Origin of the sequence: Feifania hominis (genome assembly GCF_014384765.1) — a bacterium.
In the GTDB taxonomy this organism is placed as follows: Bacteria; Bacillota; Clostridia; order Oscillospirales; family Feifaniaceae; genus Feifania; species Feifania hominis.
Genome location: NZ_JACRSP010000003.1, coordinates 1 through 24,099, shown reverse-complemented (window position 1 = coordinate 24,099; position 24,099 = coordinate 1). Strand labels below are relative to the sequence as shown.

Genomic DNA, 24,099 nt, shown 5'->3' with positions numbered 1-24,099 from the left:
GCCTCCTTGGGGAGGCTCCTTTTTCCTATTGCGGATCGGGCGCTGTGAATGGTTCGCTGTGTTTGGTGTTGACCGCCTCGCAGATGCGCCGCAGTCCCTCGGCGAGCGTGGCGCGCGGGCAGGCGAGGTTCAGCCGGATGAAGCCGTCGGAGTGCTGGACAAACATGTCGCCGCCCTCGAGCAGCACGCCGCCCCGGTGGGCAAAGAAGAGCGGCAGGTTCTCGTCCGGCTCAAAGTAGGCTGAGAGATCGACCCAGGCGAGGTAGGTGGCCTCTGAGACATGAAAGACCGCGCGGGGAAGCTTCTCGGCCAGCGTCGCCGCTGTGAGGGCGAAATTTTCATCGAGATAGGCGCGCAGCTCTTCGAGCCAGGGCTCGCCGCGCTCATAGGCGGCCTGCGCCGCGGCGACGCTCAGGGGGTTGTCAAAGTTGTAGTGGCGCTCGAGCCAGCGGCGGCGCAGCGCCCCGTCGCGGATGATGACGTTGGAGAACATGAGACCGGCCATGTTGAATGTCTTGCTCGGCGCCATACAGGTGACAAGGCGGGAGTAATCGGGCATGACTTTGCCGAGCGGAGTGTGAGACTCGCCCCGGCGCAGCAGATCGCAGTGAATTTCATCCGAGATCACCCAGAGCCGGTGCCGCTCGATGATCTGTGCCATCTGCCGCAGCTCCGGCTCGCGCCACACCCGCCCGGTGGGATTGTGCGGGTTGCACAGGATGAACAGCGTGGTCTTCGGGTCCGCCGCCTTGCGTTCCAGATCTTCAAAATCAATGGTGTAGCGGCCCTCATCATAGATCAGATCACACTTGACGGCCTCGCGGCGGTTGAAATCGGCCGCATATTGAAAGTAGGCGTAGGAGGGCGTGAGAAAGAGCACGCGCTCGTCGGGCGCGCAGATGTAGTCCACCAGCTCGTAGAGCGCGGGAATGATGCCGTTTGACGTGACGAGCTGCTCACGGGGGAAGTCCCAGCCGTAGCGGCGGCGGCACCAGCCGGAAAAGGCGCGGTAGTAGTCGTCGCCGAAGATTCTGGTGTAGCCGAAGATGCGCCGGTCAAGCCGCTCGCGGATGCCGTCGATGACGACGTCAGGCGTCGCGAACTCCATATCCGCGACCCACATGCGGATGAACTCCTCATCCCGGTAGGGAAAGGTCATGCTATCGTCCGCGTGAAAGATGTAGCTTCGAAAGCCGTCGGTATTCATGGCGTTGGTGTGGCGGCGGTCGATGATCTCGTCAAAGTTGTACAAGCTAAGGCCCCCTTGTCTTTTTTGTCAGCTTACACTGTCCATGCCGCCCGCGTCAAAGAGGTCTTGTTTTCGTGAGACGAAAATTTTGAAAGATTTTTTTGACTGTAAATAAATTTCAGGCAACTTTTATGGTAAAATAGAAAAAAAGAGGAAAAGAGCGCGGAAAACCAGCAATTTTTTGATTCTCAGGAAAGGGGGCGGCCGCAGTGGGCGAGATAGCGCGGGAGATCGGCGGGCGCATGCGCAGCTTTCGCCGGATGAGAAAGCTCACGCTCACGCAGCTCGCGGCGCTGCTGTACCGAAGTCCGTCCACCGTCTCGAAGTATGAGACCGGGGAAATAGCCATGGACATTGAGACCCTCTATGCCGTCGCGCAGGCGCTTCACATCCATGTGGAGCAGCTGCTCTGCCGGGGAAGAGAGAGCGGCACACCCGATCTGAGCGGCCGAAGCCCGGCCTTTTTCAACGGTGTGTCCCAATTTTACAGCTATCTCTTTGACGGGCGGAGCAATCAGCTCATCCGCTGTGTGTTTGACCTGGTCGGACCGGTGGAGGAGAACCGCTGCCGGCTGCTGATGTATATGAACTTCCACTCCTTTGCCAGCTACCAGAACTGCGAGAACACCTACTGGGGCTACATCGAACACTATGACGCGCTGACCAATATTCAGTTGACCAACCGCGACACCCCCATGGAGAAAGCGAGTGTGCAGATTCTCGCACCCTACCTGGAAGCCGAGACGAAATGGGGGCTCTTCAACGGCTTCTCGTCGCGGCCGATGATGCCCATCGCGGCAAAGATGCTCTTTGCGCGCGAACGGCTGCGCGAGGATGAGCATCTCATCACACGGCTCAAAATCTCCCGCGAGGATATCCGGCTCTGCCGGCTCTATAACATGATGGCAGTCACATAAAAGAGTTATAATAGGATAAAATATTACTGCGCGTATGAAAAAGGCCCTCAAATTGGCGTTTGGGCAAAGGGAGGACTTGCATTTGCAATTTGCCTGTGGTAATATGATTTTACCTGATTTTTGTAAGGAGACGTGACTATGTCCACACCGAAGTTGATTGTTTCGATTATACAGCTCATCTGCGCCATTGCGATCATTGTCGCGGTGATGATGCAGGATGACAAAGAGGGCGGCATGTCCGGTGTGATTTCCGGCGGCTCGAGTGAGAGCTTCTTTGGCCGCAACAAGGGCAAGACAAAGGGCGCCATGCTCGGCAAGATCACCATTCTCGCGGGTGTGGTTTTTGTCGGCTTGACCCTTGCGCTGGATGCCTTTGAGAAATTCGGAATCTAAAGCAGAGAGAAGAGCGGACGCTGAGGCGTCCGCTCTTTTTTTGCGTGAGAAACCAGCTGGAGTTCGTGCTGCCCGCCCGTCATGCGGGCGCTTCCGGCTGCGCAGAGAGGGCGCTCCGCCGCGGCGGAGCGCCCTCTCTCAATCTTAATATTATACGGAAACTGATTTTTGAGCTTCATACAACTGTGCGTATTCGCCGCCCAGGGCCAGAAGCTCCTCGTGAGTGCCCTCTTCGCGGATGGAGCAGCCGTCGATGACGACGATGCGGGAGGCCGAGCGGATGGTGGAGAGCCGGTGGGCGATGATGAGGGTGGTGCGGCCCCGTGCCAGGTCGTCGAAAGCGGACTGGATGCGCGCCTCGGTGACCGAGTCGAGCGCGCTTGTCGCCTCGTCGAGAATGAGGATGGGCGGGTTCTTCAAAAAAATGCGCGCGATGGATACGCGCTGCTTCTGCCCGCCGGAGAGCATGACGCCGCGCTCGCCGACCTGGGTCTGGAACCCGTCCGGCATGGCGAGGATGTCGTCGTAGATCTCAGCGCGCCTGGCGGCCTCGACGATCTCAGCCTCGGTGGCGTCGGGCCGGCCGTAGCGGATGTTGTCGTAGATGGTGCCGGCGAAGAGGAACACATCCTGCTGCACAATGCCGATCTGCCCGCGCAGAGAGTGCTGTGTGAGCGTGCGCACGTCCTGCCCGTCCACGAGGACCCGCCCGTCGGTGACGTCGTAGAAGCGGGGGATGAGCTGACAGAGCGTGGACTTGCCGCCGCCCGACGGGCCGACAACCGCGACGGTCTCGCCCGGGCGCACATGGAGCGTCACATGCTCGAGCACGGGCTCCGCGTCATAGCGGAATGTGACGTCGTCGACGAGGATGTCGCCTCTGACGTCTTTCAGCTCCACAGCATCGGGAGCGTCCTTGATGTCGGGCTCGACGCGCATGAGTTCCACAAAGCGCTTGAAGCCCGCCATGCCCTGCATGTACTGCTCGACAAAGGCCGAGAGCTTGCGAACGGGCGTGATGAATGTGGTGACATAGAGGGTGAACGTGGTCAGGTCAATGAAGTCCATGCGGCCGGCCATGATGAGACCGCCGCCGACGGCAATGACCACCACGGGCAGAAAGCCCATGAAGAACTCCATGCCCGCTATGTAGCGCGCCATGGTGCGGTAGTAGCCGCGCTTGGCGCCGCGGAACTCGTCGTTCGCGGCGGCGAACTTGCGGCTCTCGGCGGCCTCGTTGGCAAAGGCCTTGGCGGTGCGCATGCCGGACAGGGAGGACTCGACCTCGCCGTTGATGCCCGAGAGCTTCTCTTTGACGGCGGTCGAGGCGCTCATCATCCGCCGGCGGCTCAGCGTGGTGAAGAGCAGAAACAGCGGGATGACCGCGAACACCACAAGGGCGAGCTGCCACTGGATGGTGAGCATGATCGCGAACGCGCCGAGGATGGTCACGGCGGAGATGAACAGGTCCTCCGGCCCGTGGTGGGCGAGTTCGGTGATCTCGAAGAGGTCGCCCGTGACGCGGCTCATAAGCTGGCCGGTGCGGTTTTTGTCGTAGAAGGAGAAAGAGAGCTGCTGCATGTGGGAGAAGAGGTCGCGGCGGATGTCGGCCTCCATGCGCACGCCGAGCAGGTGCCCCCAGTAGGTGACGACGTAGTAGAACACGCTCTTGAGCACATAGGCCCCCGCGAGCGCGGCCATCACGGCGAAGAACGCGCCGAAGAGACGCCCCGGCAGCAGGGACTGCATGGCGTAGCGGGACACGACGGGGAAGAGCAGATCCACCGCGCAGATGCACAGCGCGCAGACCATGTCGAGAACAAAGAGCTTCAGGTGGGGCTTATAGTAGGAAGCGAAGATGCGAAGAGTGCCGCTGCGCTTCATCTGGTCTCTGGTCAAGGGAGAAATCGCCTGCCTTTTCAGTCGTTGTCGACGCCGAGGCGGGCGAGCAGTTCCGCGAGGTCGTCGTTGTCAGTGTAGTAGAGCTCGAGCTTGCCCGCCTTGCCGCGCGGGGCGAGGCGCACCTTGCGCCCGAGGCTCTGCTCGAGCTTGCTCTGCAGTGCGAGCGCGTAGTTCTCGCGCGGCGCAGGCTCGGCGGCCGGCGCGGGCTTCAAAAGCCGCTTGACGAGCTGCTCGGCCTCGCGGACGCTGAGCTCACCCTTGACGATGCGCTCGGCCGCGGCGCGGCGGGCGTCGTCGTCGGGCAGAGCCAGAAGAGCCCGCGCGTGGCCCGCCGTGAGCGCGCCCTCGCGCAGAAGCGAGAGTACCTCGCGCGGCAGCGCGAGCAGACGCAGGGCATTCGCCACCGCCGGGCGGGACTTGCCGACCCGCTTTGCGATCTGCTCCTGGGTCAGGCCGAAGTCGGCGGCCAGCCGCTGGTAGCCCTCGCTCTCCTCGAGCGGGCCGAGATCCTCGCGCTGAAGATTCTCGATGAGCGCAAGCTCCATGGTGCGGCGGTCGTCGGCCTCCATGATGACGACGGGCACCTCGGCAAGGCCCGCCAGCCGCGACGCACGCCAGCGGCGCTCGCCCGCGATGATCTGGTAGCGGCCGTTTTCGAGCGGGCGCACGATCAGCGGGGAGAGAACCCCGTTCTCGGCGATGGAGTCGGCGAGCTCGCCGAGCGCGTCCTCGTCAAAGTCCTTGCGGGGCTGGTTTTTGTTCGGCTCGATCTCAGAGAGCCGCAGCGTCTTGACGCCGGTCTCGACGCTGATATCCATGGTGTTGTCGGCAAACAGGGAATCGAGTCCCTTGCCCAGTCCTTTTTTCATCACAATCTCCTTTTCCACCTGCGATGGCCACCTGCGGTGGAGCAACCACCTGCGGTGGGGCATTTGAACGTCTCACAAAGCCTGATTGAAAAGATAATATTGCCGCCCCACCAGGGGCTCTGCGATGGCCACCTGCGGTGGGGCAACCACCTGCGGTGGAGCAATTTGAATGTCTCACAAAGCCCGATTGAAAAAATAATATTGCCGCCCCGCCAGGCACTGCCGTGCCGCAGGCACCTAGGGGCGGGGCTTTTTGTTGTTTTTGAGAAACTCCTTGGCCAGCGCCTGATAGGCGTCGGCCCCGCGCGAGTACCTGTCGTAGAGTGTGATGGGCACGCCGTGGCTCGGCGCCTCGCTCAGGCGCACGTTGCGCGGTATGGCAGTCTTGAAGACCTTGCCCGGGAAGAACCGCTTGACCTCCTCGGTGACCTGAAGCGTCAGATTCAGCCGGCCGTCGAACATGGTCAGCAAAACCCCCTCGACTGCGAGGGCGGGGTTGTAGACCCGCTTGACCTGCCGCACGGTGTTCATCAGTTGGGAAAGCCCCTCGAGCGCGAAGAACTCGCACTGAATGGGCATGAGAATGCTGTCGGCCGCGGTGAGGGCGTTGATGGTCAGCAGCCCCAGAGACGGCGGGCAGTCGATGAACAGAAAGTCGTACTTGTGGCGCAGAAGCCCGAGGCTGCGCTTGAGCTGCCCCTCGCGGCTGCCGAGATCGACAAGCTCGATCTCGGCTCCGGCCAGACTGACGTTGGAGGGGATGAGGTCGAGATTCTTCACCGCCGTGTGCACCACGACGCTGTCGGGCGGGCACTGGCCGATGATCATGTCGTAGCTCGAGCGGGGCAGGTCTTTCTTGTTGACGCCCACGCCGCTTGTGGTGTTGCCCTGGGGGTCAATGTCGACGAGCAGCACGGACTTGCCGCTCTGCGCAAGGCAGGCGGAGAGGTTGATGGCGGTCGTGGTCTTGCCCACACCGCCTTTCTGATTGGCAATGGCGATGATTTTACCCATTCGCTGTTCTCTCATTTCTGTGTTGATCCCACCGGCGGGCGGCCGGTGGCTCTCTCTATTATACTATAGCGAGCCGCTTTTTCAAAGGGGTGTTTCACGTGAAACACTCCCGACAGAGAAAGACCCCGGCTGTTTCACGTGAAACAACCGGGGTCGCAGGTTTAGAGTGAGCCGGGCTTGATGACCGGATCAAACGGGGGCTGGTAGACCTTGGAGTAGGGGGGAACCGACTGGGTGAGCCAGACGTTGCCGCCGATGACCGAGTCGTGGCCGATGGTGGTGTCGCCGCCGAGAATGGTGGCGCCCGAGTAGACGATGACCCGGTCCTCGATGTTGGGGTGGCGCTTGATGCCCTTGACGGGGTTGCCGTCCGCGTCGAGCTCAAAGCTCTTCGCGCCGAGCGTCACGCCCTGGTAGAGCTTGACGTTGTTGCCGATGACACAGGTCTCACCGATGACGACGCCGGTGCCGTGGTCGATGAAAAAGTGGTCGCCGATCTGCGCGCCGGGGTGGATGTCGATGCCGGTGGTGGCATGACCGTACTCGGTCATGATGCGCGGAATCAGCGGCACGCCGAGCAGATAGAGCTCGTGGGCCATGCGCTGGATGGTGACGGCCTCGATGGAGGGGTAGCTGAGCACGATCTCCTCAAAGTAGCGCGCGGCGGGATCGCCGTTGTAGGCGGCCTCGATGTCGGAGGAGAGCTTCTCGCGAATGTCGCCGAGCTTACTCATAAAGGCCTGTGTGATCGCATCCGCGCGGTCGCTGCAGACGGTACAGTCGTTCGCCCCCTTGTTTTCGCGTTCGCAGATGTTGCGCAGCACCTCTTCGATGTTGGTGCGCAGGGAGATGGCAGCCTCGCAGAGACGGCGGTTGACGACGGTCTGCAAAAAGGCGTGGTTGGTGGTGTCCTTCTCGTAGATGGAGGGGAACAGCGACGCGCGCAGAGTGAAGATGGTGTCGACGATCTTCTTCTTCATGCCGAAGCCGCTGATGTGGTTTTGCAGAATCTGCTCATCGTTGATGGCGACAAGCTGTTCGGCGAGCGAGAGGGAGTCCCGTTTGAGCCACTCGTGGATACTGATGACAAACACATCCTTTCCTCCGGCCGGGGCCGGGTATTTTGATACTTTGTTAGTGTATACCCGCGAAAAAATCTTGTCAATGAGAGTATTTGGGAGTATGGTTGGAATAGAATAGATTCACAGCCATAAAAAGGAGTATGAAATGAAACAGATTGCGGACAATTTGACCCAGCTCATTGGCAACACGCCGCTTCTGCGCCTGTCGCGCTTCGGTGAGGCGCGCGGGTGCAAAGCCGAGCTTCTCGCGAAGCTCGAGAGTTTCAACCCCATGCGGAGCGCCAAGGACCGCGCAGCCTATTCTATGCTCGAGACGGCGAAAAAAGACGGTCTGCTCGGCGCACACACGGCCGTTGTCGAGCCGACGAGCGGCAACACGGGCATCGGCCTTGCCTTTCTCTGCGCGCTCGAGGGGCGGCGCATCATTCTGACCATGCCGGACACCATGAGCCGCGAGCGGGTTGACCTGTTGCGCTCGCTCGGGGCCGAGGTGGTGCTCACCGAGGGGGCAAAGGGCATGGCGGGCTCCATTGAGCGCGCGGAGCAGCTTGCGCACGAGCTCGGCGACGCATTTATCCCGCGCCAGTTTGATAACCCGGCAAATGCCCGCGCCCACTATGAGACCACAGGGCCCGAGCTGCTGCGCGACGCGGGCGGGGAGATCGACTTCTTTGTCGCCACGGTCGGCACCGGCGGTACGCTGACCGGGACCGGGCGCTATCTCAAAGAGAAGCTGCCGGAGATCAAAATCATCGCGGTGGAGCCCGCCGAGTCTCCCGTACTCGCAGGCGGCGAGCCCGGACCGCACGGCATACAGGGCATCGGCGCAAACTTTGTGCCCAAGGTGCTCGACCGCTCACTGATCGACGAGATCATTCCTATCGACACGGCTGCCGCCCGCGCGGCGAGCCGCGAGCTCATGCGAACCGAGGGGCTGATGGTCGGCATCTCGTCGGGCGCCGCGGCAGCGGCCGCCGCTGCGCTCGCCGCGCGGCCGGAAAACCGGGGCAAGGTCGTCGCCACGCTGCTGCCCGACACAGGTGAGCGCTATCTCTCAACCGGCCTCTACACCGAATAGAATCAAAAGGGCGCGCGGCCCATCGCCGCGCGCCCTTTACCTCAGTAGATCAGTATGCCGATGACGCCGGTGAGCGCCATCATGAGAATGGGATTGATTTTCCACCGGCGCAACGCAAAGAGGGCGCCGCCGAAGACGAGCACCGCTACCCAGTCAAAGGGCAGTGTCCCGACGGGGCTGCCAAAGGCCAGCAGCAAAAGAGAAACTGCGGCCGAGAGAATCAGCCCGAGCGAACTCGCCTTGAGACCGCTGAGAACCTGCAGTACATAGGCCGAGCGGTTGAACCGCCGAAAGAGCAGATACAGTGCAAGCGAGATGCAGATGCCCGAGACCACACAGCCGACTGTCGCGATCAGAGCACCGGGAATGCCGGCAATCTGGATGCCGATGAAAGTCGAGGCGTTGACGGCGAGCGGCCCGGGAGTCATCTGTGAGATGGTGATGATGTCGGTAAACACCTTTTGGGAGACCCAGCCAAGTTGGTCAACCACCTGCGACTGAATCAGCGGGATGATGGCATAGCCCCCACCGATGCTGAACAGACCGATTTTGAAAAAGACGGTCAGCAGAGAAAAGAGCGTTTTCATCGCAGCGCCTGCTTTCTGCGCGCTGTCCAGACCCGCGCCGCACAGAGCAGACAACTCGCCATCAGCACCAGAATGATGTTGACGCGGGTAAATGTACTCACAACAAACGAGCCGACGACAAGGGCAGTGAGCAGCGGTGAGCGTTCACGCAGTATCATGGCAGTCATGTCCACGGCGAAGTCCACAATCAGAGCAGCTACGCCCGCCTGCATACCCCGCAGCACTGCGGCGACCAATGTGTTGGAGATGACCGCCGCATAGCAAAGTGACACCACCGCGAGAATAACCAGTGGCGGGATGACCGCGCAGACGCAGCTGAGCACCATGCCGACCCGCCCAGCCACTCGGTACCCCGCGAGCGAGACCAGATTCACCGCGATCGCCCCCGGGGTGGACTGGGCGATGGCCGCCATTTCGGCGAGCTCCTGCTCGGTGAACAGGTGGTGCTTTTCAATAAAGTACCGGCGCACCATCGGCACGACCACATAGCCCCCGCCAAAGGTGAATGTACTGATAAACAGATTGGTTCTGGCAAGCCACCAGCAGAGCTTCCACTTTTCTCTCATGTTTTCTCTCCTCTCAAACAAGCCCGTTCATCATATCACTTGCAAAGAAATCTGAAAAGCGATATAATTTTGCAATATCCATGAATAAAATTCATGACTGGAGGAGAGGGCATGCTCACACTGCGTCAGCTCACGGTGCTGCGGGCCGTATGTGAGACAGGTAGCTTTACCGCTGCAGCCCGGCGGCTGTATCTCACGCAGTCCGCTGTGTCCCATACCATACGGGAGCTTGAGCAGAGTGCGGGCACAGTGCTGTTCGACCGATATGCCAAGCGTGTGGAGCCGACCCCTCAGGGGCGACTTCTGCTCGAGGAGGCAATGCCGATTCTGGCGGCCTGTGAGGCGCTCGAGAGCCGATTGCCGCACCTTGAACAGCGTGCTCCGGTACACATCGTATCGAGTATCACCATCGCGGCGCTGCATCTTCCCCATGCGCTACGCCGCTTTGAACAGTACCTGCCCGCAGTGCCGGTGCGGGTGCGGGTGGTGAGCGCGGGCGAGGCCACGACCACACTGCGCGAGGGGAGAGCAGATCTCGCTCTGCTCGAGGGCGCACGCCCACAGGGGCCGTTTGTCTGCCGTCCATTCTCCCGCTACGCTCTCAAGCTCGTCTGTGCGCCCGGCCACCCGCTCGCCGGGCGTGTACTCGATCCTGGTGAGCTCTGCGAGCAGCCGCTTCTGCTGCGCGAGCCGGGCAGTGCCGTGCGCGAGGCGCTTGACAGCGAGCTTCTGCGCCTTGGCTACACAGCAGACCCCGTGTGGGAGAGTGTCAACTCCGCCGCGCTGCTCGAGGCGGCCCGAGCCGGGCTTGGCATCGCTGTGCTGCCGCAGGGGATGCTTGACGGGGAGCTGTGCACGGGCAGACTCGCGCAGGTGGAGGTGCGTGGGCTTTCGCTGCAAAACGAGATGTTTGCTGTGTGGCACAGGGACAAGCGTTTGTCCCCGGCGCTTGAAACGCTGCTCGGGCTGCTGTGAGACAGAAACAGAGCGCGGCGAACATCGCCGCGCTCTTCTATTTGAGCGTTATCTGCAGCAGAACATTGTCCGACTGCATGTTGGTCAGGGTGTAGCAGGCCTTTTCCACCTGCCAGCGGACGGTTTCGGGCTCGTCGTCCGAGGCGGGGGTCTGCTCGCCGTCGCCGCCGAATAGTTCACGAAGATCCTCGCGCAGTGTCTCAAACGTGGTGGGCAGCGCGTGGGTGATCAAATCAATCTTCCGGTCGCCGTCAAAGGAGAAAGTCGACTCGGCCCGACAGCCGAAGAGGGTGCCCTCGTAGGCGCGGGCGGTGACGACCGTCTCGTCGCTGACCGTGATCTCGGTCGGCGTTCCGGGGCCGAGCTCGGCGGTGAGATCATTCTCCCGCCAGCCGAGAGTAGCGGCCATCAGATCGCTGATCGAGGTGCCCTCCACCGCCTGCGCGGCGGTCTGAGTCAGAGGATTGTCGAGCTTCTGTCCCGGAATGGCGGCCTCGGTGCGGGCAGCCGGCGGGGAGGCCGCACCCGCGCAGCCGGTGAGCGCGGCAATGAGCAGGAGCAGCGCAAGGGCGCCTGCTGAGTGGAGCATGGTTCGCATGGGATTCTCCTTTCCAGGAATGTGTCTGACTCTATTGTAGCGCAGGAATCGGCAAATGGAAGCAAAACCGCCCACTGTTTACAAAAATGTTGAAATTTGTTCACAGGGCCCCTAGCGGGGCGGCAGGCCCCTAGCGGGGCGGCAGGCCCCTAGCGGGGCGGCAGGCCCCTAGCGGGGCGGCAGGCCCCTAGCGGGGCGGCAGGCCCCTAGCGGGGCGGCAGGCCCCTAGCGGGGCAGCAGGCCCTGGCGGGACGGCAGTATTGTTTTTTCATTCGGGCTTTGTGGAATATCCATATAGCCCCACCGCAGGTGGTTGCCCCACCGCAGGTGGTTGCCCCACCGCAGGTGGTTGCCCCACCGCAGGTGGTTGCCCCACCGCAGGTGGTTGCCCCACCGCAGGTGGCTGCTCCACCGCAGGTGGCTGCTCCACCGCATGTGGTGGCCCGGCGCAAGCCGGAGGGTAAAGAGACTTTGCCAGAATGATTTCATAGGATTCGCCGGCGGGCGTGAATCCGCCGATGGTCCGATAGCCAAGCTTCAGATAAAAGTGCTGCGCATATTCGTCCGAGGCGGTTGAAGTCATGACGCAGGTGTAGCCAAGTGCCCGCATCTGCTGCTCCCAGTGCGAAACAAGGGCTCTTCCATAGCCCTGCGCCCGCTGGTTTTCTAGAAGAAACAGCATATTGAGAAAGGGTGTGTTGTCCCAGAACAACTGGTAGCGAAGCCAGCCGGCGAAGAGGCCATCCACCTCGGCGAGATAGACTCTGCCGCGGGCGATGGCGTGGATGAGCTCCTCGCGGGAGATGTGCCGGTCATACCGGCACAGAAGTTCCAGGTCGGCCTGGTTTGCCGCTCTGATCTTCATGGCGTTTTCCTCCGTTTGCAAACGGGGCGCCCGCGCTGTATCAGCGCCGCTCATAGGTGAGCTCGACAATACCGTTCACGCTGCTTGAGCCGATGAGCCGCAGCGGCAGCGGCGCGTCGGTGCGGCCGAAGAGGGGAATGCCGCCGCCCAGCACAATGGGAAGAAGCGAGAGCTGATAGCGGTCAATCAGATTACCCGCGATGAGCGGCTGGGCAACGCCGGCGCCGCCGCAGATCCAGATGTCCCGCCCGGGCTGCGAGCGAAGCCGGCGCACCAGTGCGCAGGGGTCTTCGTCCACAAAGTGTATTTCCTGCGTCGAGGGCAGGCGCCGGTGCGTGATGACATAGCTTGTAAGCCCCCCGTAGACCCAGCGGCCGGGGGAGAGCTCCTCCGTGATCTGGCGGTAGGTGTTCCACCCCATTACCACCGTGTCGACACCGGCGACAAAGCGGTCGTAGGCCCCTGCGTCGCCGGCGTCGGGGTCTTCGCCTGTCATCCAGTCCACCCCGCCGCTGCGGTCGGCGAGAAAGCCGTCAAGGCTGATGCCGAGATAGAGCGTCACGCGTCTCATATAAAATCTCCTTTCCCGCTGTTGCCAAACAGTGTAGCACAGCGGCGGACACTTGGCAACAAACGGCCTTGACAGGTCAGCCGGCCGGGCTTATAATATGGGCATACGCCCATTTGGGAGGTGAGACGATGGCACGTGTGCCAAAGTGCAGACGGGTCTGTATGGAGCCGGTCTGCCGGTGCTTTCTTCCGGCTGCGCCGGGGCCCGGCTGTGCCGGAGCGACTGGAACCGCAGAGGAAAGCCGCCCCGCAGGGAGTAGCTATCCCGCAGGGGAAAGCCGCCCCGCAGGGGCCCCGCAGGGGCTGGTGATGAGTGTGGAGGAGCTGGAGAGTCTGCGGCTGTGCGATCTCGAGGGCTTCGGCCAGGATGAGGCGGCGCGGCGCATGGAGGTCTCGCGTCAGACGCTTCAGCGCATGCTCTACAGCGCGCGCGCAAAGACGGCGCAGGCGCTCACACAGGGTGTGGCGCTCGTCATCGGCGGGGGAAACTACAGCGTCTCAACCGGCGGATGCGGTGAAAAACGGCCGTGCAGCGGCTGTATGAAATGGAAAAGTGAGGAATCAGACCATGAGTGAATGTACCCACGATTGCAGCTCCTGCGGGGAGAACTGCGAATCGAGACAGCAGCCCCAGAGCTTTCTGGAGGAGCCGGGCGCCAACAGCCACATCAAAAAGGTGATCGGCGTGGTCAGCGGCAAGGGGGGCGTCGGCAAATCGCTGGTGACGGCCATGCTCGCGGTGACCATGCGCCGGCGCGAGGCGTCGGTCGGCGTGCTCGACGCGGATATCACGGGCCCGTCCATGCCGCAGGTGTTCGGTCTGCACGAAAAGGCGCAGGGCAGTGAGTTCGGCATTCTGCCGGTGGAGACCAAAAGCGGCATCCGCGTGATGAGCGTGAATCTTCTGCTCGAGCAGGAGGACGCGCCGGTCGTGTGGCGCGGTCCCGTGATCGGCAACACGGTCAAACAGTTCTGGACCGACGTGGTCTGGCAGGACGTGGACTACCTGTTTGTCGACATGCCGCCGGGAACGGGCGACGTGCCGCTGACGGTGTTTCAGTCGCTGCCGGTGGACGGCATTGTGGTCGTCGCGTCGCCGCAGGAGCTCGTGGGCATGATCGTGGCCAAGGCCGTGAACATGGCGAAGATCATGAACATCCCGATTGTGGGCATTGTGGAAAACATGAGCTATTTCCAGTGCCCGGACTGCGGCAAAAAAGTCAAAATCTTCGGTGACAGCCACGTGGAGGAGAATGCCGCGAAGTACGGCCTGAACGTGATCGGCCGGATTCCGATCGACCCGTCGCTCGCGCGCCAGTGCGACGCGGGTGAGGTCGAGCTGTTCGAGGGCGACTACCTCGAGGCCGCCGCCGACGCCATCGAGGCGCTCTGATGAGCGAGATGAGCGCGCGCGAGCAGCGGGCGCTTGCCCTCTTCGGCGAGGGCTACAGCTGCGCGCAGGCGGTCATGGGCGCGTTTGCCGACGATCTGCCGCTTGAGCGCTCGGCGCTGCTGCGCATGACCTCCTCGATGGGGGCCGGCATGGGCCGTCTGCGCGAGGTCTGCGGGGCGGTGACATCGATGCTGCTCATCGACGGCCTTCGCCACGGGCCGGACAGTCCCGACCCCGACCGGAAAGCCGCGCAGTACGCGCGGGTTCAGGCGCTCTGTAAGCGCTTTGAGGCGCAGTTCGGCTCCATCATCTGCCGGGAGCTTCTCGGCCGGGCCGGCGCGGAGCCGCCGACGCCCGAAAAGCGGGATTCACACTATTACAGCAGCCGCCCCTGCGCCCGGCTTGTCGCTGGCGCGGTGCGGATACTGGAGGAAAATTGGGAGGAATCAAAATGAAGATTGCAGTTGCAGCCGAGACCGAAGAGGTCTTCGGCCACTTTGGAAAATGCGGGCGCTTTCTGCTCTACACGGTGGAGGACGGCGCCATCACCGGCCGTGAGGAGCTTGTCACCGCGGCGCACGGCCACAGCGCTCTGCCGCCCTTTCTCAAGGAGCACGGCGCGCAGGTTGTGCTCTGCGGCGGCATGGGCGAGGGCGCGAGAAACGGCCTCGGCTTTGTGGGAATCAAGGCGGTCAGCGGCGTGACGGGCCCTGCCGACGAGGCGGTGCGCGCCTATGTCGCCGGTACGCTCACAGACGGCGGCGTGACCTGCGGCCACCATCACGACCACGGCCATGAGCACGGCGAGGGCCACTGCCACGGCCACGGCGAGGGCCACTGCCACGACCACGGTGAGGGCCATACCTGCCAGTGCGGCAGCCACTGAAGAGACGGCAAAGCCGCCGGAACAACTGTTCCGGCGGCTTTTTTGCGCCTTAAAGCTCCCCGCGGCCGCGGTATTCGCTGCGCAGAATCTCGTCCATCTCCTCGGGCGTCTCCCGGCAGCCGCCGGCGAGCCACATCTTCACAATGGCGTTGAAGCCGCTGCGGAAAAACTCAATGTGGTACGCCACATGCCGGTTGTCAAAATCCCGCTGCGCCTGGCGGGTGTCATACACCTTAATTTTGTACTGATTGTCATAACCCAGTTTAAAATACGTTCGGTAAAAGATTTGATTCTCGCTGATGTGGCGAAACAGTCTCAAATAGTCGTTGCTGTTGAAGCCCTGCGTGACCTCCGCCTCATACAGGCGGCTCACCTCCTGCTCGAGGCGCTCGCGGACGTGGTCGGCGAGCGCGTACAGGTCCACGAAATTGGCGTAGAACGTGCTGCGGTTCAGACCGCATTTCTTACAGAGCTCCGAGACCGTGATCTCGCCGAGCTCCCTTGTCTGCAAAAGCTCGACAAATGTGCGCTCCATTCGCTCGACCGACTCGCGCCGGCGGCGGTTGTTCTTTGTATTCACGATTAATCCAACACCTGTCTTATTATTGATGGTTGTTTTTGTGCTGTGAGACCAGTATACTGAATTTGCATTAAAACAACAAGTGTTGATTCATTGAGTGAGGTGTTTTTGATGAAAAAAAGCAGTTTTGCAGCTATGGTGCTGGGCACGCTCAGCGGGATGCTGTTCGCGCTCGGGATGTGCATGGCGCTTATCGAGGAGTGGAATGCCCTCCGGCCGGGCGTCGCGCTGGGCGCGGCGGGGCTGGTGCTCGGGCTTGTCACACTTCTCGTCTGGCGCCGGATGGAGCACCGCCCGCCCGTCTCGTTCTCCGGCCGGGGCGTGCTCTGCGCGCTGGTCGGCGCTGCGGGCGCGCTGGCCCTCGGGGTCGGCATGTGCTTTTGCATGGTGTGGGGAAACATGGCCGTGGGCATTCTCATCGGCTTTGTGGGCATTGGGGCGCTGGTTGGCCTGATTGCACTCGCGCGGGGCATCCGGGAATGAGGGGTCCGGCGCGATGAGCGGCACCGGACTGCGGCAGCGCGCCGTGAACGCTGTGAGCCGGCAGCCATGGGGGCATCTTGTGGTGCAGCAGCGCCGCAGAATGGTGCTGTCGGCCTGCATCAGCTTCGGCGTCAACCTGTTGTACGCCCTCTACAACGGGGTGCTCGGCGTCATGGGGCGGTCGCTCTGGTTTCTCACCATGTGCGTCTACTACGTCATGCTGAGCACGCTGCGCTTCGGCGCAATTCTGTGTGAGCGCCGCGGCGGCGCGGGCGAGCTGTTTGTGATGAGGCTGTCGGGCGCGCTGTTTGTCCCCATGGGCGCAGTGCTCGCGGGGATGCTCCACATCAGTCTGGCGCAGGGCATCGCAACAGGGCACGGAACCATTGTCATGATTACCATTGCGACCTACACGTTTGCCAAAATCGCCCTTGCGGTGAACCGCGCCGTGAAGCAGCGAAAGAATCCCTCGCCGCTGCTGCGGGTGATCTGCAACATCGGCTACACCGAGGTCGCGGTGTCCGTTCTGACGCTGGAGCGGTCCATGCTCGCCACGTTCGGCACGGTGAGCAGCGCCGAGTCGCGCACGATGATGACACTGACCGGCGCCGCCGTCTGCCTGTTTGTCGTGGGGCTCGGCGGCGCGATGATGCGAAGTGGGCGAAAGGGGGGAGGAGCGTGAAGCGCAGCAAACTTGTCGAGACAAATGAGAAAATTGCCCGGACGGTCACCGACACATTCGGCAGAATCGAGCGCGCCGCAGTCGGCGGCTACACCAAAATCGAAGACGCCTTTGTCGAGCGCTATCTCCTACATGACGGGGAGACTTTGGAGCAGGCAAAACAGCGCCTGAAAGACGCCGCCGCACAGCAGAGACTGCCGCGCGAATGAGCGCGTCTGCGGCGCATAACAGCCGCCGCGCAGTGGAACAATAGCCGTGAGGTGATCGCTGTGAAACCCGAAAAGAAAAAAGGCGGCAAAAAACTGTCCGCGCGGCTGGAGGAGCTCGTCGAGAGCAACCGAAGCCCCGAAACCGACCCGAACGGCAGCTACACCGGAAAGCCGGTCAACCGCCGCGAGGTCCCGGTGCAGGACGCGGACGACCTGTAACGGCAAAAGAGCCCCCATTTGGGGGCTCTTTTGTATACATATTGTAAATTTAAATCAAAAATATACGATTTAGCCGATGTGATCCTTGCCGCCCATGTACATGCGAAGCGGTTCGGGGATGGCGACAGTGCCGTCGGCGCGCAGGTTGTTCTCGAGAAAGGCGATGAGCATGCGCGGCGGGGCGACGACGGTGTTGTTCAAGGTGTGGGCGAAGTAGTTGCCGCGCTCGCCGCGCACGCGGATGCCCAGGCGGCGGGCCTGCGCGTCGCCGAGGTTCGAGCAGCTGCCGACTTCAAAGTACTTCTTCTGGCGGGGCGACCAGGCCTCGACGTCGATGCTCTTGACCTTGAGATCCGCGAGGTCTCCCGAGCAGCACTCGAGCGTGCGCACGGGGATGTCGAGCGAGCGGAAGAAGTCGACGGTGTTGGTGTAGAGCTTGACAAACCAGGCGGGGCTGTCCTCCGGCTCGCAGACGACGATCATCTCCTGCTTTTCAAACTGGTGGATGCGGTAGACGCCGCGCTCTTCGATGCCGTGGGCGCCGACCTCCTTGCGGAAACAGGGCGAGTAGCTCGTCAGGGTCTGGGGGAGCTCCTCCTTATTCAAAAAGGTGTCGATGAATTTGCCGATCATCGAGTGCTCGCTCGTGCCGATGAGGTAGAGGTCCTCGCCCTCGATCTTGTACATCATGTTTTCCATCTCGGCAAAGCTCATCACGCCCGTGACCACGTCCGAGCGGATCATGAACGGGGGGATGTAGTAGGTGAAGCCCCGGTCGATCATGAAGTCGCGCGCGTAGGAGAGGATCGCCGAGTGCAGCCGCGCGATGTCGCCCTTGAGATAGTAGAAGCCGTTGCCGCTGGTCTTGCGCGCGCTGTCGAGGTCGATGCCGCTGAGGCGCTCCATGATGTCGACGTGGTAGGGCACCTCGAAGTCGGGCACGGCGGGCTCGCCGAAGCGCTCGACCTCGACGTTCTCGCTGTCGTCGCGGCCGATGGGCACCGACTCGTCGATGATGTTCGGGATGACGAGCATGCGCTCGCGAATCTTTGCCTCGAGCTCGCCCTCGAGCGCCTCGAGCGCAACGAGCTCCTGGCCGATGGCCGCAGCCTCGGCCTTGACCGCCTCGGCCTCCTCGCGCTGGCCCCTGGCCATGAGACCGCCGATCTGCTTGCTCAGCGTGTTGCGTTTGGCGCGCAGGCCGTCGCCTTTGGAGCGCGCCTCGCGAAACTGCCGGTCGAGTTCGGCAACCTCGTCGACCAGAACGAGCTTTTGATCCTGAAATTTCTTTTTGATGTTCTCCTTGACGAGCTCGGGATTGGTGCGGATGAGAGCGATGTCAATCATGGAAAACGCCTCCTTTTGATTTTTCGTGAAAAAAGAGACCCCCGCCCGAAATGGGACGGAGGTCTCCGTGTTGCCACCCAAATTGCCGGGACAGACCCGGCCTCTCGCCGACGCTGCAGAGGGCGTCACCCTTGCGGCTCATCGCCGCCTGCTCGCGGGGTGGAACGGTCGCGCTCACCGCCGGTTTTCACCAGCCACCGGCTCTCTGTCGGTTCGCCGCGGCCACAGTCCCGCTCTGACGCAGATTGTGGTTATCTTGCCCCGCACGACGATAATCATGCGCCCGCGGGATTTCATGCACAGTATAGCAGGCGGGCGGCGAAAAATCAAGTGCCCGCGCGGCGACGCGGCAAAATTCACCCGGTTGAAGCGGATGATTCCGTGTGATATAATGGCCGTGCTCTTGCCCTTACGGGGCAAGTCCCTGCGGGACGGCTGAAAAATATGGCCACATCATATCATGATCGCTTTGCGTTCATGATATGATAGCTGCGTTGCGGCCATTATATGGAATTCAGGCCAGGCTCCCGCCCCTTGCGGGGCAAGTCCCTGCGGGACGGCTGAAAAATATGGCCACATCTTATGCCGTGATCGCTTCGCGCTCATGGCATACTCAGTAAAATTTTGACGGATCGGGGAGGGGCGGCTATGGAGACTTTGTGCGGTGCGGACTGCGGGGCGTGCGCCCTGCGGGAGAGCTGCGGCGGCTGCGCGAAGACGGGCGGGCGCCCATTCGGCGGGGCCTGCGTCTGTGCCGAGTGCTATAAGACCGGCGGGGAAGAGGCCTTTCGCGTGTGCTGCGAACAGCTGCTGCGGGAGTTCAACGCGCTGGGCATTGCAGATATGCCGTCGGTCACACAGCTCTGCCAGCTCAACGGCGCCTATGTCAATCTGGAGTATCCGCTCGCGAACGGCCAGAGAGTCAAGCTGCTCGACGACAGCCGGGTGTATCTCGGCTGGCAGCTCGAGAGAGAGGGCAGCGACCGCTGCTACGGCCTGGTGGCGGATGAAGAGTATCTTCTGGTCTGCGAGTACGGCTGCGGCGGCAGCGACCCGCAGATCATTGTGTACAAAAAGAGGTCTGCCGTCAGCGGCGGACAAATCTGACCGGGGGAACTGCGCGGTATGGTTGTTTTGATTACGGGCGCTTCGCACACCGGCAAGACGCTGCTGGCGCAGAAGCTCCTTGAGAGGTACGGATATCCCTATCTCTCCATCGACCATCTGAAGATGGGGCTGATACGAAGCGGCAACACCGATCTGACGGTCGAAGAGGACGCAGAGCTCGAGGCATATCTGTGGCCCATTGTGCGCGAGATGGCAAAGACGGCCATTGAGAACGGGCAGAATCTCATCATAGAGGGCTGCTACATTCCCTTTGGCTGGCACGAGGACTTCCCACAGGAGTATCTGCGCGAGATCCGCTATTGCTGTCTTGTGATGAGCGAGAGCTATATCCGGGAGCACTTCGAACAGATCAAAAGCCGCGCGCACGCAATCGAGCGCCGCGCGGACGACTCGTGGTGCACCGTGGAGCTGCTGCTCGCCGAAAACGCGCGCTATGACAGGCTGTGCCGGCAATACGGCTACCCCTGTGTCCGGATCGACGACCACTATGAGGTGAACCTGGAGCTGTGAGAGCGGGCAGCCCGCACGGGGAAACCGGGATAAAGGATTAACTGATAGACTTTGACGGGATGCTTCGGGGCGGCTCGCTGCGCACACCGAAAAAACAGTGCGGCAACCTGTTGCATTTTCGATTCTTTTGTGTTATTATAGATGAGCTATCTCGGTACGCGCTCATAGCTCAGCTGGATAGAGTGTTTGGCTACGAACCAAAAGGTCGGGGGTTCGAATCCCTCTGGGCGTACCACGTCGGAGCAAAGTCCACTTTGCTCCGGCATTTTTTTTGCCTTTGGCGCAAAAAATGCCATCCGCTGTATGACCCCTGCGAGGCTCAGGCCTGCCTGTTTGAGAATGCCGCTGAGCATCCCTTGAAACTCCAGCTGACTGGCTGCGTCTGTGAGCTTACCAAGTTGTCCCAGCGGCACGGCATTGGTTATGGTTTCGATCAGAAAGCCGGTAGAGGCCCCCAGCAATACCTGTTCGGGAGTACCGCCGCGCCCGGCGATCTCATGGGCAGTCTGCGCGGCGTTTTTGCTGCCTGCTGACCCATAAGAGAGAAAAGAGAGCGGTTTTACCGCTCTCTTTCTCTTTTATTTCTCTTTCTTTGCCTGTATCTGTGCCAGTGCGTGGTCGATGAACTCCTGAGGCAGCTCCATGTCGTATTTCTCTACATAGTAAATTAGATCAGAACGCCAACCATATTTCCCATCATGCATGAATTCCAAGTAGGGAAGATGTACTTCCGGATTTAATACATCTCTCACAATAGCTGGGGCATAACCAATCTCTTTTCCATTTTTTAAATACTGAATAACCGCTTCTTTCTCTTTTATAGGCTTGTGTATCAGCTCTTTTATCGAGGGATATCCATCCCCATCGAATTCTTTGGTCTCACCAATCCAAATGAAGTTTTCCGGTTCTTTCACTGGAATTTCCTCCTCGGCTCAAATTTTTTCCATACTCCATCGTTGTTTTTTCCAATCTTCATAGTCCCATCTGGGGCAACAATTAAAATATCAGTTGGGGCAAGAACCTCAACCCCGAATAGATCAGCAATATATTGCGCTGGCAATCCGTCGCCTGCTCCTGCCTCGCATGCCATCAGTCGAATTGGCTTGCCTTTTTCAAAACCGGGTGTCTGCTGTAAAATCTCCCCGAATTCCCTTAAGGTCAAATGTGTTTCTACCCCATCTGCATTTCTGATTACAAAACCATATGCATCACCATGGCAGACAATATCCTGATAACCCTCCAATGGTTTGACCTGTTCGATATTTTTATAAAGCTGATCATGTTTGTTTAAAAATCTGGGTGAGAGTTCTACTGCATCCCCATTCATTATACCATCAGGTTTATGCTACGCAAGCAGGTCTTGCTGGTCCTGTAGGTCCTGTCTGTTTTTCAGAAAGAGGAGAAGGGAGCAAAAAATTGCTCCCTTCTCCTCTGTAACTATGTTATTTTCTGTATATTTTTATCTTTTTCTTTCATGGGCTTGTGAATCAGCTCTTTTAGTGGGGGTATCCCTCCCCATCAAATTCCCTGACTTCATCTATCCATTTTTACGCATTACAGTCTCGGTTTGCATTTTTGTTAATTCTCTTTCCTATAGGTCAGGATGAATGACACTGTCAACCTGAATAAGATCTTTTCGTGTAAACAGAAAGCTTATAAAATCTTCTTTTTCAAAGCGCATTGCTTTTTGTCTTACTATATAATATTTGTTTTTGTTAACGATAACTTCAACAAAGGGGGTATTGCCAATCACCACATTGGTATCGAGTATCTTACAGTTTACACTGTTGGGGACTTTTGAATTAACGGGCGTTCCAAACAGTTTTATTTTGCAATCATACTGCCGACCAGTTTTCATAAATTCAAAATTTTTGTCGCTCACCAGTGCGGAATCGTCAAAACATTCCTCAACTGTATTTGTTTCCATATTCTTTAATGTTAAAAACCGTGTAGCAGCACTTTCAGAAATTTCTAAAAGCTCATACATTTTATTCACTCCTTAATCAATTGGATAAAACGAAACGATATAGCCATTATTACCATAAGCTAGTCTAAACTTTTTACCGTTAAAAACATAATCAGCAAAATTTCCTTTTTTATTTGTCCCTGATTTTACTGGCTCAGTTTCCAGTATTTTATTTAGAAATTTAGGAATATCGGCTATGCCTCTTTCTGCAAAATCGTTTAAATGTCTTTCCACAATGTGAGTATACCCTGATTGGCTATTTCCTTTTTCTAGCCAGATAATTTTATTTTCTCTAGTTTTTGATATAGCAATTACTTTGTCAATGTTACACTTTACCTCGCTATTTTCTAGTTCTTTCATTAGTTCTGGGGGCTTTAAGTCATCTGCCGTACTGCCAATATCCAACTTCTCTCCATTCATTATACCATTACTGTGACAAGCTAAGCTGAACAGCTTCGTAGTGATGCCAAAACATTTATAGCAGTCCCGCAACTCGGGGCACTTCTCTTTATGCCATATTGATCAGAAAAGAGCGGATTTGCCGCTCTTTTCTTAGAATCAACGAATTATTTCTTTTGTTTTTTAAGGAAAAATAGCAGTACTATTCTTTTCCTATAGTCATTTATAGAGTATCACGATATGGATCGCTTTTTAAGATTTTCTCGATCTCAGCTATTTTTCTTTTTTTAAAAAAATCTCCAAACTTTGAATATAATTCAATCTCTTTTTTAAATAATTGTCTTCGAAAATCCTCTCCTTTTATCATATTTTTTTCTGCAAAATCTAAAGCAATATCAAAAAGAATCTCATCCAGAACATACCACAGCACATCCTCTTCAGAGTTTAGAATTTTATGATCTCTCACTTTTCCTCTCTCAGTAAATATCCAATGATATGCGCCATCTTGACTATAGATATATATTCCTTCTGGGCTATTATCTGTACCCACAGAAAATTTAAATCGCTCCATGTTGACACCCGGCAACACGTCATAAATACAATTTTTTATTTCTCTTTCCAATTGATGTGTTTTCAGCATATCTTTCACTCCTATCTTGGCACTATATAGCCTCGTCTGATTAATTCCTTTATAGGCATAGGCAACTTGTATTGTAATCCTCCACCTTTAGAATTGCCCCATGCCGCTATTTCGGCCTGTACACTTTGTGGTATCTCTTTTACAACAATAAATTCTTGATAGATCGCAGGATCAGTATTAGGTGGTAATGATAATTTGTCTGGATCTGCTCCAGCCTGTGTAACAAAGTTACTGTTATCACCAATATGACCATATCTGCCTAAAACAGTTCCCGGTTTTAAAGATATTGTCTGCTCTGTGTTTAAAACAGCGCCATCGTTTGGAGGATAGTTTATAGAGCCATCGTTGTTGAACCATGAAGTTGTTTGAGGGCTTTTCCCTTTATCTTCTTTCATTATATCACCGGACTGGCTCTGCGCAAGCGGGTCCTGCAGGTCTTGCTGGTTCTGTTGAATCTGGTTGAGCTGGTCATCGAGAGCAATGGTCTGGGCATATTTGCCCCGCAGCCCCGCTATCGTTATCAGCCCTATCGAAGTTGCCACCGAACCCATCGCTCCCAACGCTCCGTTCATAGCCGGCAGGGCGATATAATTCCACAGCGCAGCTCTGTCCCGTGCCTCTTCGGCGGTGTATCCCTGCTTGCGCAGTTCCTGTTCCATCTGGCTCACATAGGATTTTCCACCCATGATCTGGTCATCGGCAAAGCGCTCCATGGCGCTTGCGGCGCTGGTGCTGGTGAAGCTCAGGCCTGCCTGTTTGAGAATGCCGCCGAGCATCCCTTGAAACTCCAACTGGCTGGCTGCGGTTGTGAGCTTACCGAGTTGTCCCAGTGGCACAGCATTGGTTATGGTTTCGACCAGAAAGCCGGTAGAAGCCCCCAACAATACCTGTTCGGGAGTACCGCCGCGCCCGGCGATCTCATGGGCAGTTTGCGCGGCGTTTTTGCTGGAGAAGATCACATTTGCCGCTGCGGGGCCGCCCACGGCAAAGCC

At 58.8% G+C, this 24,099-nt stretch carries 33 protein-coding genes and 1 tRNA gene; 16 read left to right on the top strand and 18 right to left on the bottom strand.

Going from position 1 to position 24,099, the window contains the following annotated elements:
* Positions 1 to 25 precede the first annotated feature (25 nt).
* The gene (locus H8695_RS07155) at positions 26 to 1,252 is read right to left on the bottom strand and encodes a MalY/PatB family protein (RefSeq protein WP_283243643.1); all 1,227 of its coding nucleotides are present in this window, start codon (positions 1,250 to 1,252) and stop codon (positions 26 to 28) included.
* Positions 1,253 to 1,458: 206 nt separating this feature from the next.
* On the opposite strand from H8695_RS07155, the gene H8695_RS07150 reads away from it, so the two are divergent.
* The gene (locus tag H8695_RS07150) at positions 1,459 to 2,166 is read left to right on the top strand and encodes a helix-turn-helix domain-containing protein (RefSeq protein WP_249300307.1); all 708 of its coding nucleotides are present in this window, start codon (positions 1,459 to 1,461) and stop codon (positions 2,164 to 2,166) included.
* 138 nt (positions 2,167 to 2,304) lie between these two features.
* Entirely contained in the window at positions 2,305 to 2,559 is a 255-nt protein-coding gene (gene secG, locus H8695_RS07145; protein ID WP_249300306.1) for a preprotein translocase subunit SecG, read from the top strand.
* Between the two features lie 150 nt (positions 2,560 to 2,709).
* Here the strand turns inward: secG and H8695_RS07140 are convergent, their stop codons facing one another.
* From H8695_RS07140 to epsC, 4 genes are all read right to left on the bottom strand, one after another.
* Entirely contained in the window at positions 2,710 to 4,443 is a 1,734-nt protein-coding gene (locus tag H8695_RS07140) for an ABC transporter ATP-binding protein (protein WP_249300783.1), read from the bottom strand.
* A gap of 35 nt (positions 4,444 to 4,478) precedes the next feature.
* Positions 4,479 to 5,330 (bottom strand): ParB/RepB/Spo0J family partition protein, encoded by an 852-nt coding sequence (locus tag H8695_RS07135; RefSeq protein WP_249300305.1) that lies wholly within the window; start codon positions 5,328 to 5,330, stop codon positions 4,479 to 4,481.
* 237 nt (positions 5,331 to 5,567) lie between these two features.
* Positions 5,568 to 6,344 (bottom strand): ParA family protein, encoded by a 777-nt coding sequence (locus tag H8695_RS07130; RefSeq protein ID WP_249300304.1) that lies wholly within the window; start codon positions 6,342 to 6,344, stop codon positions 5,568 to 5,570.
* Between the two features lie 161 nt (positions 6,345 to 6,505).
* Positions 6,506 to 7,438, bottom strand: a complete 933-nt coding sequence (epsC, locus tag H8695_RS07125; protein ID WP_249300303.1) for a serine O-acetyltransferase EpsC — start codon at positions 7,436 to 7,438, stop codon at positions 6,506 to 6,508.
* A gap of 133 nt (positions 7,439 to 7,571) precedes the next feature.
* On the opposite strand from epsC, the gene cysK reads away from it, so the two are divergent.
* On the top strand, positions 7,572 to 8,504 hold the full coding sequence (gene cysK / locus H8695_RS07120; RefSeq protein WP_249300302.1) for a cysteine synthase A: 933 nt from the start codon (positions 7,572 to 7,574) through the stop codon (positions 8,502 to 8,504).
* Positions 8,505 to 8,545: 41 nt separating this feature from the next.
* Here cysK and H8695_RS07115 read toward each other — a convergent pair whose 3' ends face one another.
* Positions 8,546 to 9,091, bottom strand: coding sequence for a chromate transporter (locus tag H8695_RS07115; RefSeq protein ID WP_249300301.1), 546 nt, complete (start codon positions 9,089 to 9,091; stop codon positions 8,546 to 8,548).
* A complete protein-coding gene (locus tag H8695_RS07110) occupies positions 9,088 to 9,657 on the bottom strand; it encodes a chromate transporter (protein ID WP_249300300.1) in 570 nt (189 codons plus the stop codon). Before H8695_RS07110 ends, H8695_RS07115 begins: the two co-directional genes overlap by 4 nt.
* Positions 9,658 to 9,768: 111 nt before the next feature.
* Here H8695_RS07110 and H8695_RS07105 point away from each other — a divergent pair, with 111 nt between their 5' ends.
* Positions 9,769 to 10,632, top strand: a complete 864-nt coding sequence (locus H8695_RS07105; RefSeq protein ID WP_249300299.1) for a LysR family transcriptional regulator — start codon at positions 9,769 to 9,771, stop codon at positions 10,630 to 10,632.
* Positions 10,633 to 10,669: 37 nt separating this feature from the next.
* Here H8695_RS07105 and H8695_RS07100 read toward each other — a convergent pair whose 3' ends face one another.
* From H8695_RS07100 to H8695_RS07090, 3 genes are all read right to left on the bottom strand, one after another.
* Positions 10,670 to 11,230 carry a hypothetical protein gene (locus H8695_RS07100; protein WP_249300298.1) on the bottom strand — a complete coding sequence of 187 codons (561 nt, stop codon included), beginning with the start codon at positions 11,228 to 11,230 and terminating at the stop codon, positions 10,670 to 10,672.
* Positions 11,231 to 11,498: 268 nt separating this feature from the next.
* Positions 11,499 to 12,095, bottom strand: coding sequence for a GNAT family N-acetyltransferase (locus tag H8695_RS07095; RefSeq protein WP_249300297.1), 597 nt, complete (start codon positions 12,093 to 12,095; stop codon positions 11,499 to 11,501).
* Between the two features lie 40 nt (positions 12,096 to 12,135).
* A complete protein-coding gene (locus H8695_RS07090; RefSeq protein WP_249300296.1) occupies positions 12,136 to 12,666 on the bottom strand; it encodes a dihydrofolate reductase family protein in 531 nt (176 codons plus the stop codon).
* 128 nt (positions 12,667 to 12,794) lie between these two features.
* Between H8695_RS07090 and H8695_RS07085 the strand changes: the two genes are divergently transcribed.
* From H8695_RS07085 to H8695_RS07070, 4 genes are read left to right on the top strand one after another with little or no spacing between them, the layout of a single operon-like run.
* Positions 12,795 to 13,241, top strand: a complete 447-nt coding sequence (locus H8695_RS07085; RefSeq protein ID WP_249300295.1) for a DUF134 domain-containing protein — start codon at positions 12,795 to 12,797, stop codon at positions 13,239 to 13,241.
* Entirely contained in the window at positions 13,234 to 14,058 is an 825-nt protein-coding gene (locus tag H8695_RS07080; protein ID WP_249300294.1) for an Mrp/NBP35 family ATP-binding protein, read from the top strand. The genes H8695_RS07085 and H8695_RS07080 overlap by 8 nt, the downstream gene beginning before the upstream one ends.
* Positions 14,058 to 14,513, top strand: coding sequence for a C-GCAxxG-C-C family protein (locus H8695_RS07075; RefSeq protein ID WP_249300293.1), 456 nt, complete (start codon positions 14,058 to 14,060; stop codon positions 14,511 to 14,513). The genes H8695_RS07080 and H8695_RS07075 overlap by 1 nt, the downstream gene beginning before the upstream one ends.
* Positions 14,510 to 14,944, top strand: coding sequence for a NifB/NifX family molybdenum-iron cluster-binding protein (locus tag H8695_RS07070; RefSeq protein WP_249300292.1), 435 nt, complete (start codon positions 14,510 to 14,512; stop codon positions 14,942 to 14,944). Before H8695_RS07075 ends, H8695_RS07070 begins: the two co-directional genes overlap by 4 nt.
* A 49-nt stretch (positions 14,945 to 14,993) precedes the next feature.
* Here H8695_RS07070 and H8695_RS07065 read toward each other — a convergent pair whose 3' ends face one another.
* Complete coding sequence (locus H8695_RS07065) at positions 14,994 to 15,524, bottom strand: TetR/AcrR family transcriptional regulator C-terminal domain-containing protein (RefSeq protein ID WP_249300291.1); 531 nt, start codon at positions 15,522 to 15,524, stop codon at positions 14,994 to 14,996.
* A 111-nt stretch (positions 15,525 to 15,635) separates the two neighbouring features.
* On the opposite strand from H8695_RS07065, the gene H8695_RS07060 reads away from it, so the two are divergent.
* Genes H8695_RS07060 through H8695_RS07045 form a run of 4 tightly spaced genes read left to right on the top strand, consistent with a single transcriptional unit; the run spans position 15,636 to position 17,117 of the window.
* Positions 15,636 to 16,007 carry a hypothetical protein gene (locus tag H8695_RS07060; RefSeq protein WP_249300290.1) on the top strand — a complete coding sequence of 124 codons (372 nt, stop codon included), beginning with the start codon at positions 15,636 to 15,638 and terminating at the stop codon, positions 16,005 to 16,007.
* A gap of 13 nt (positions 16,008 to 16,020) precedes the next feature.
* Positions 16,021 to 16,689 carry a hypothetical protein gene (locus H8695_RS07055; protein WP_249300289.1) on the top strand — a complete coding sequence of 223 codons (669 nt, stop codon included), beginning with the start codon at positions 16,021 to 16,023 and terminating at the stop codon, positions 16,687 to 16,689.
* Positions 16,686 to 16,898, top strand: a complete 213-nt coding sequence (locus H8695_RS07050) for a hypothetical protein (protein WP_249300288.1) — start codon at positions 16,686 to 16,688, stop codon at positions 16,896 to 16,898. The genes H8695_RS07055 and H8695_RS07050 overlap by 4 nt, the downstream gene beginning before the upstream one ends.
* 60 nt (positions 16,899 to 16,958) lie before the next feature.
* Entirely contained in the window at positions 16,959 to 17,117 is a 159-nt protein-coding gene (locus tag H8695_RS07045) for a hypothetical protein (protein WP_249300287.1), read from the top strand.
* 69 nt (positions 17,118 to 17,186) lie between these two features.
* Here H8695_RS07045 and serS read toward each other — a convergent pair whose 3' ends face one another.
* Entirely contained in the window at positions 17,187 to 18,464 is a 1,278-nt protein-coding gene (serS, locus tag H8695_RS07040; RefSeq protein WP_249300286.1) for a serine--tRNA ligase, read from the bottom strand.
* A 70-nt stretch (positions 18,465 to 18,534) separates the two neighbouring features.
* Here serS and H8695_RS07035 point away from each other — a divergent pair, with 70 nt between their 5' ends.
* The 4 genes from H8695_RS07035 (at position 18,535) to H8695_RS07020 (ending at position 20,337) form a co-directional block, all read left to right on the top strand.
* The gene (locus H8695_RS07035; protein ID WP_249300285.1) at positions 18,535 to 18,903 is read left to right on the top strand and encodes a hypothetical protein; all 369 of its coding nucleotides are present in this window, start codon (positions 18,535 to 18,537) and stop codon (positions 18,901 to 18,903) included.
* 209 nt (positions 18,904 to 19,112) lie between these two features.
* Complete coding sequence (locus tag H8695_RS07030; RefSeq protein ID WP_249300284.1) at positions 19,113 to 19,571, top strand: DUF3795 domain-containing protein; 459 nt, start codon at positions 19,113 to 19,115, stop codon at positions 19,569 to 19,571.
* A gap of 18 nt (positions 19,572 to 19,589) precedes the next feature.
* Positions 19,590 to 20,102 (top strand): ATP-binding protein, encoded by a 513-nt coding sequence (locus H8695_RS07025; protein WP_249300283.1) that lies wholly within the window; start codon positions 19,590 to 19,592, stop codon positions 20,100 to 20,102.
* Between the two features lie 158 nt (positions 20,103 to 20,260).
* A tRNA-Arg gene (locus tag H8695_RS07020) sits at positions 20,261 to 20,337 on the top strand.
* A 343-nt stretch (positions 20,338 to 20,680) separates the two neighbouring features.
* Here the strand turns inward: H8695_RS07020 and H8695_RS07015 are convergent.
* From H8695_RS07015 to H8695_RS06990, 6 genes are all read right to left on the bottom strand, one after another.
* A complete protein-coding gene (locus tag H8695_RS07015; protein WP_249300282.1) occupies positions 20,681 to 21,016 on the bottom strand; it encodes a hypothetical protein in 336 nt (111 codons plus the stop codon).
* On the bottom strand, positions 21,013 to 21,429 hold the full coding sequence (locus tag H8695_RS07010) for a hypothetical protein (protein WP_249300281.1): 417 nt from the start codon (positions 21,427 to 21,429) through the stop codon (positions 21,013 to 21,015). The genes H8695_RS07015 and H8695_RS07010 overlap by 4 nt, the downstream gene beginning before the upstream one ends.
* 264 nt (positions 21,430 to 21,693) lie before the next feature.
* Positions 21,694 to 22,089, bottom strand: a complete 396-nt coding sequence (locus H8695_RS07005; RefSeq protein ID WP_249300280.1) for a hypothetical protein — start codon at positions 22,087 to 22,089, stop codon at positions 21,694 to 21,696.
* Positions 22,090 to 22,101: 12 nt separating this feature from the next.
* Positions 22,102 to 22,488, bottom strand: a complete 387-nt coding sequence (locus H8695_RS07000) for a hypothetical protein (RefSeq protein ID WP_249300279.1) — start codon at positions 22,486 to 22,488, stop codon at positions 22,102 to 22,104.
* A gap of 202 nt (positions 22,489 to 22,690) precedes the next feature.
* Entirely contained in the window at positions 22,691 to 23,107 is a 417-nt protein-coding gene (locus H8695_RS06995; protein WP_249300278.1) for an Imm63 family immunity protein, read from the bottom strand.
* Positions 23,108 to 23,118: 11 nt separating this feature from the next.
* On the bottom strand, positions 23,119 to 24,099 hold a 981-nt coding region (locus H8695_RS06990; protein ID WP_249300277.1), incomplete at its 5' end, for a TNT domain-containing protein.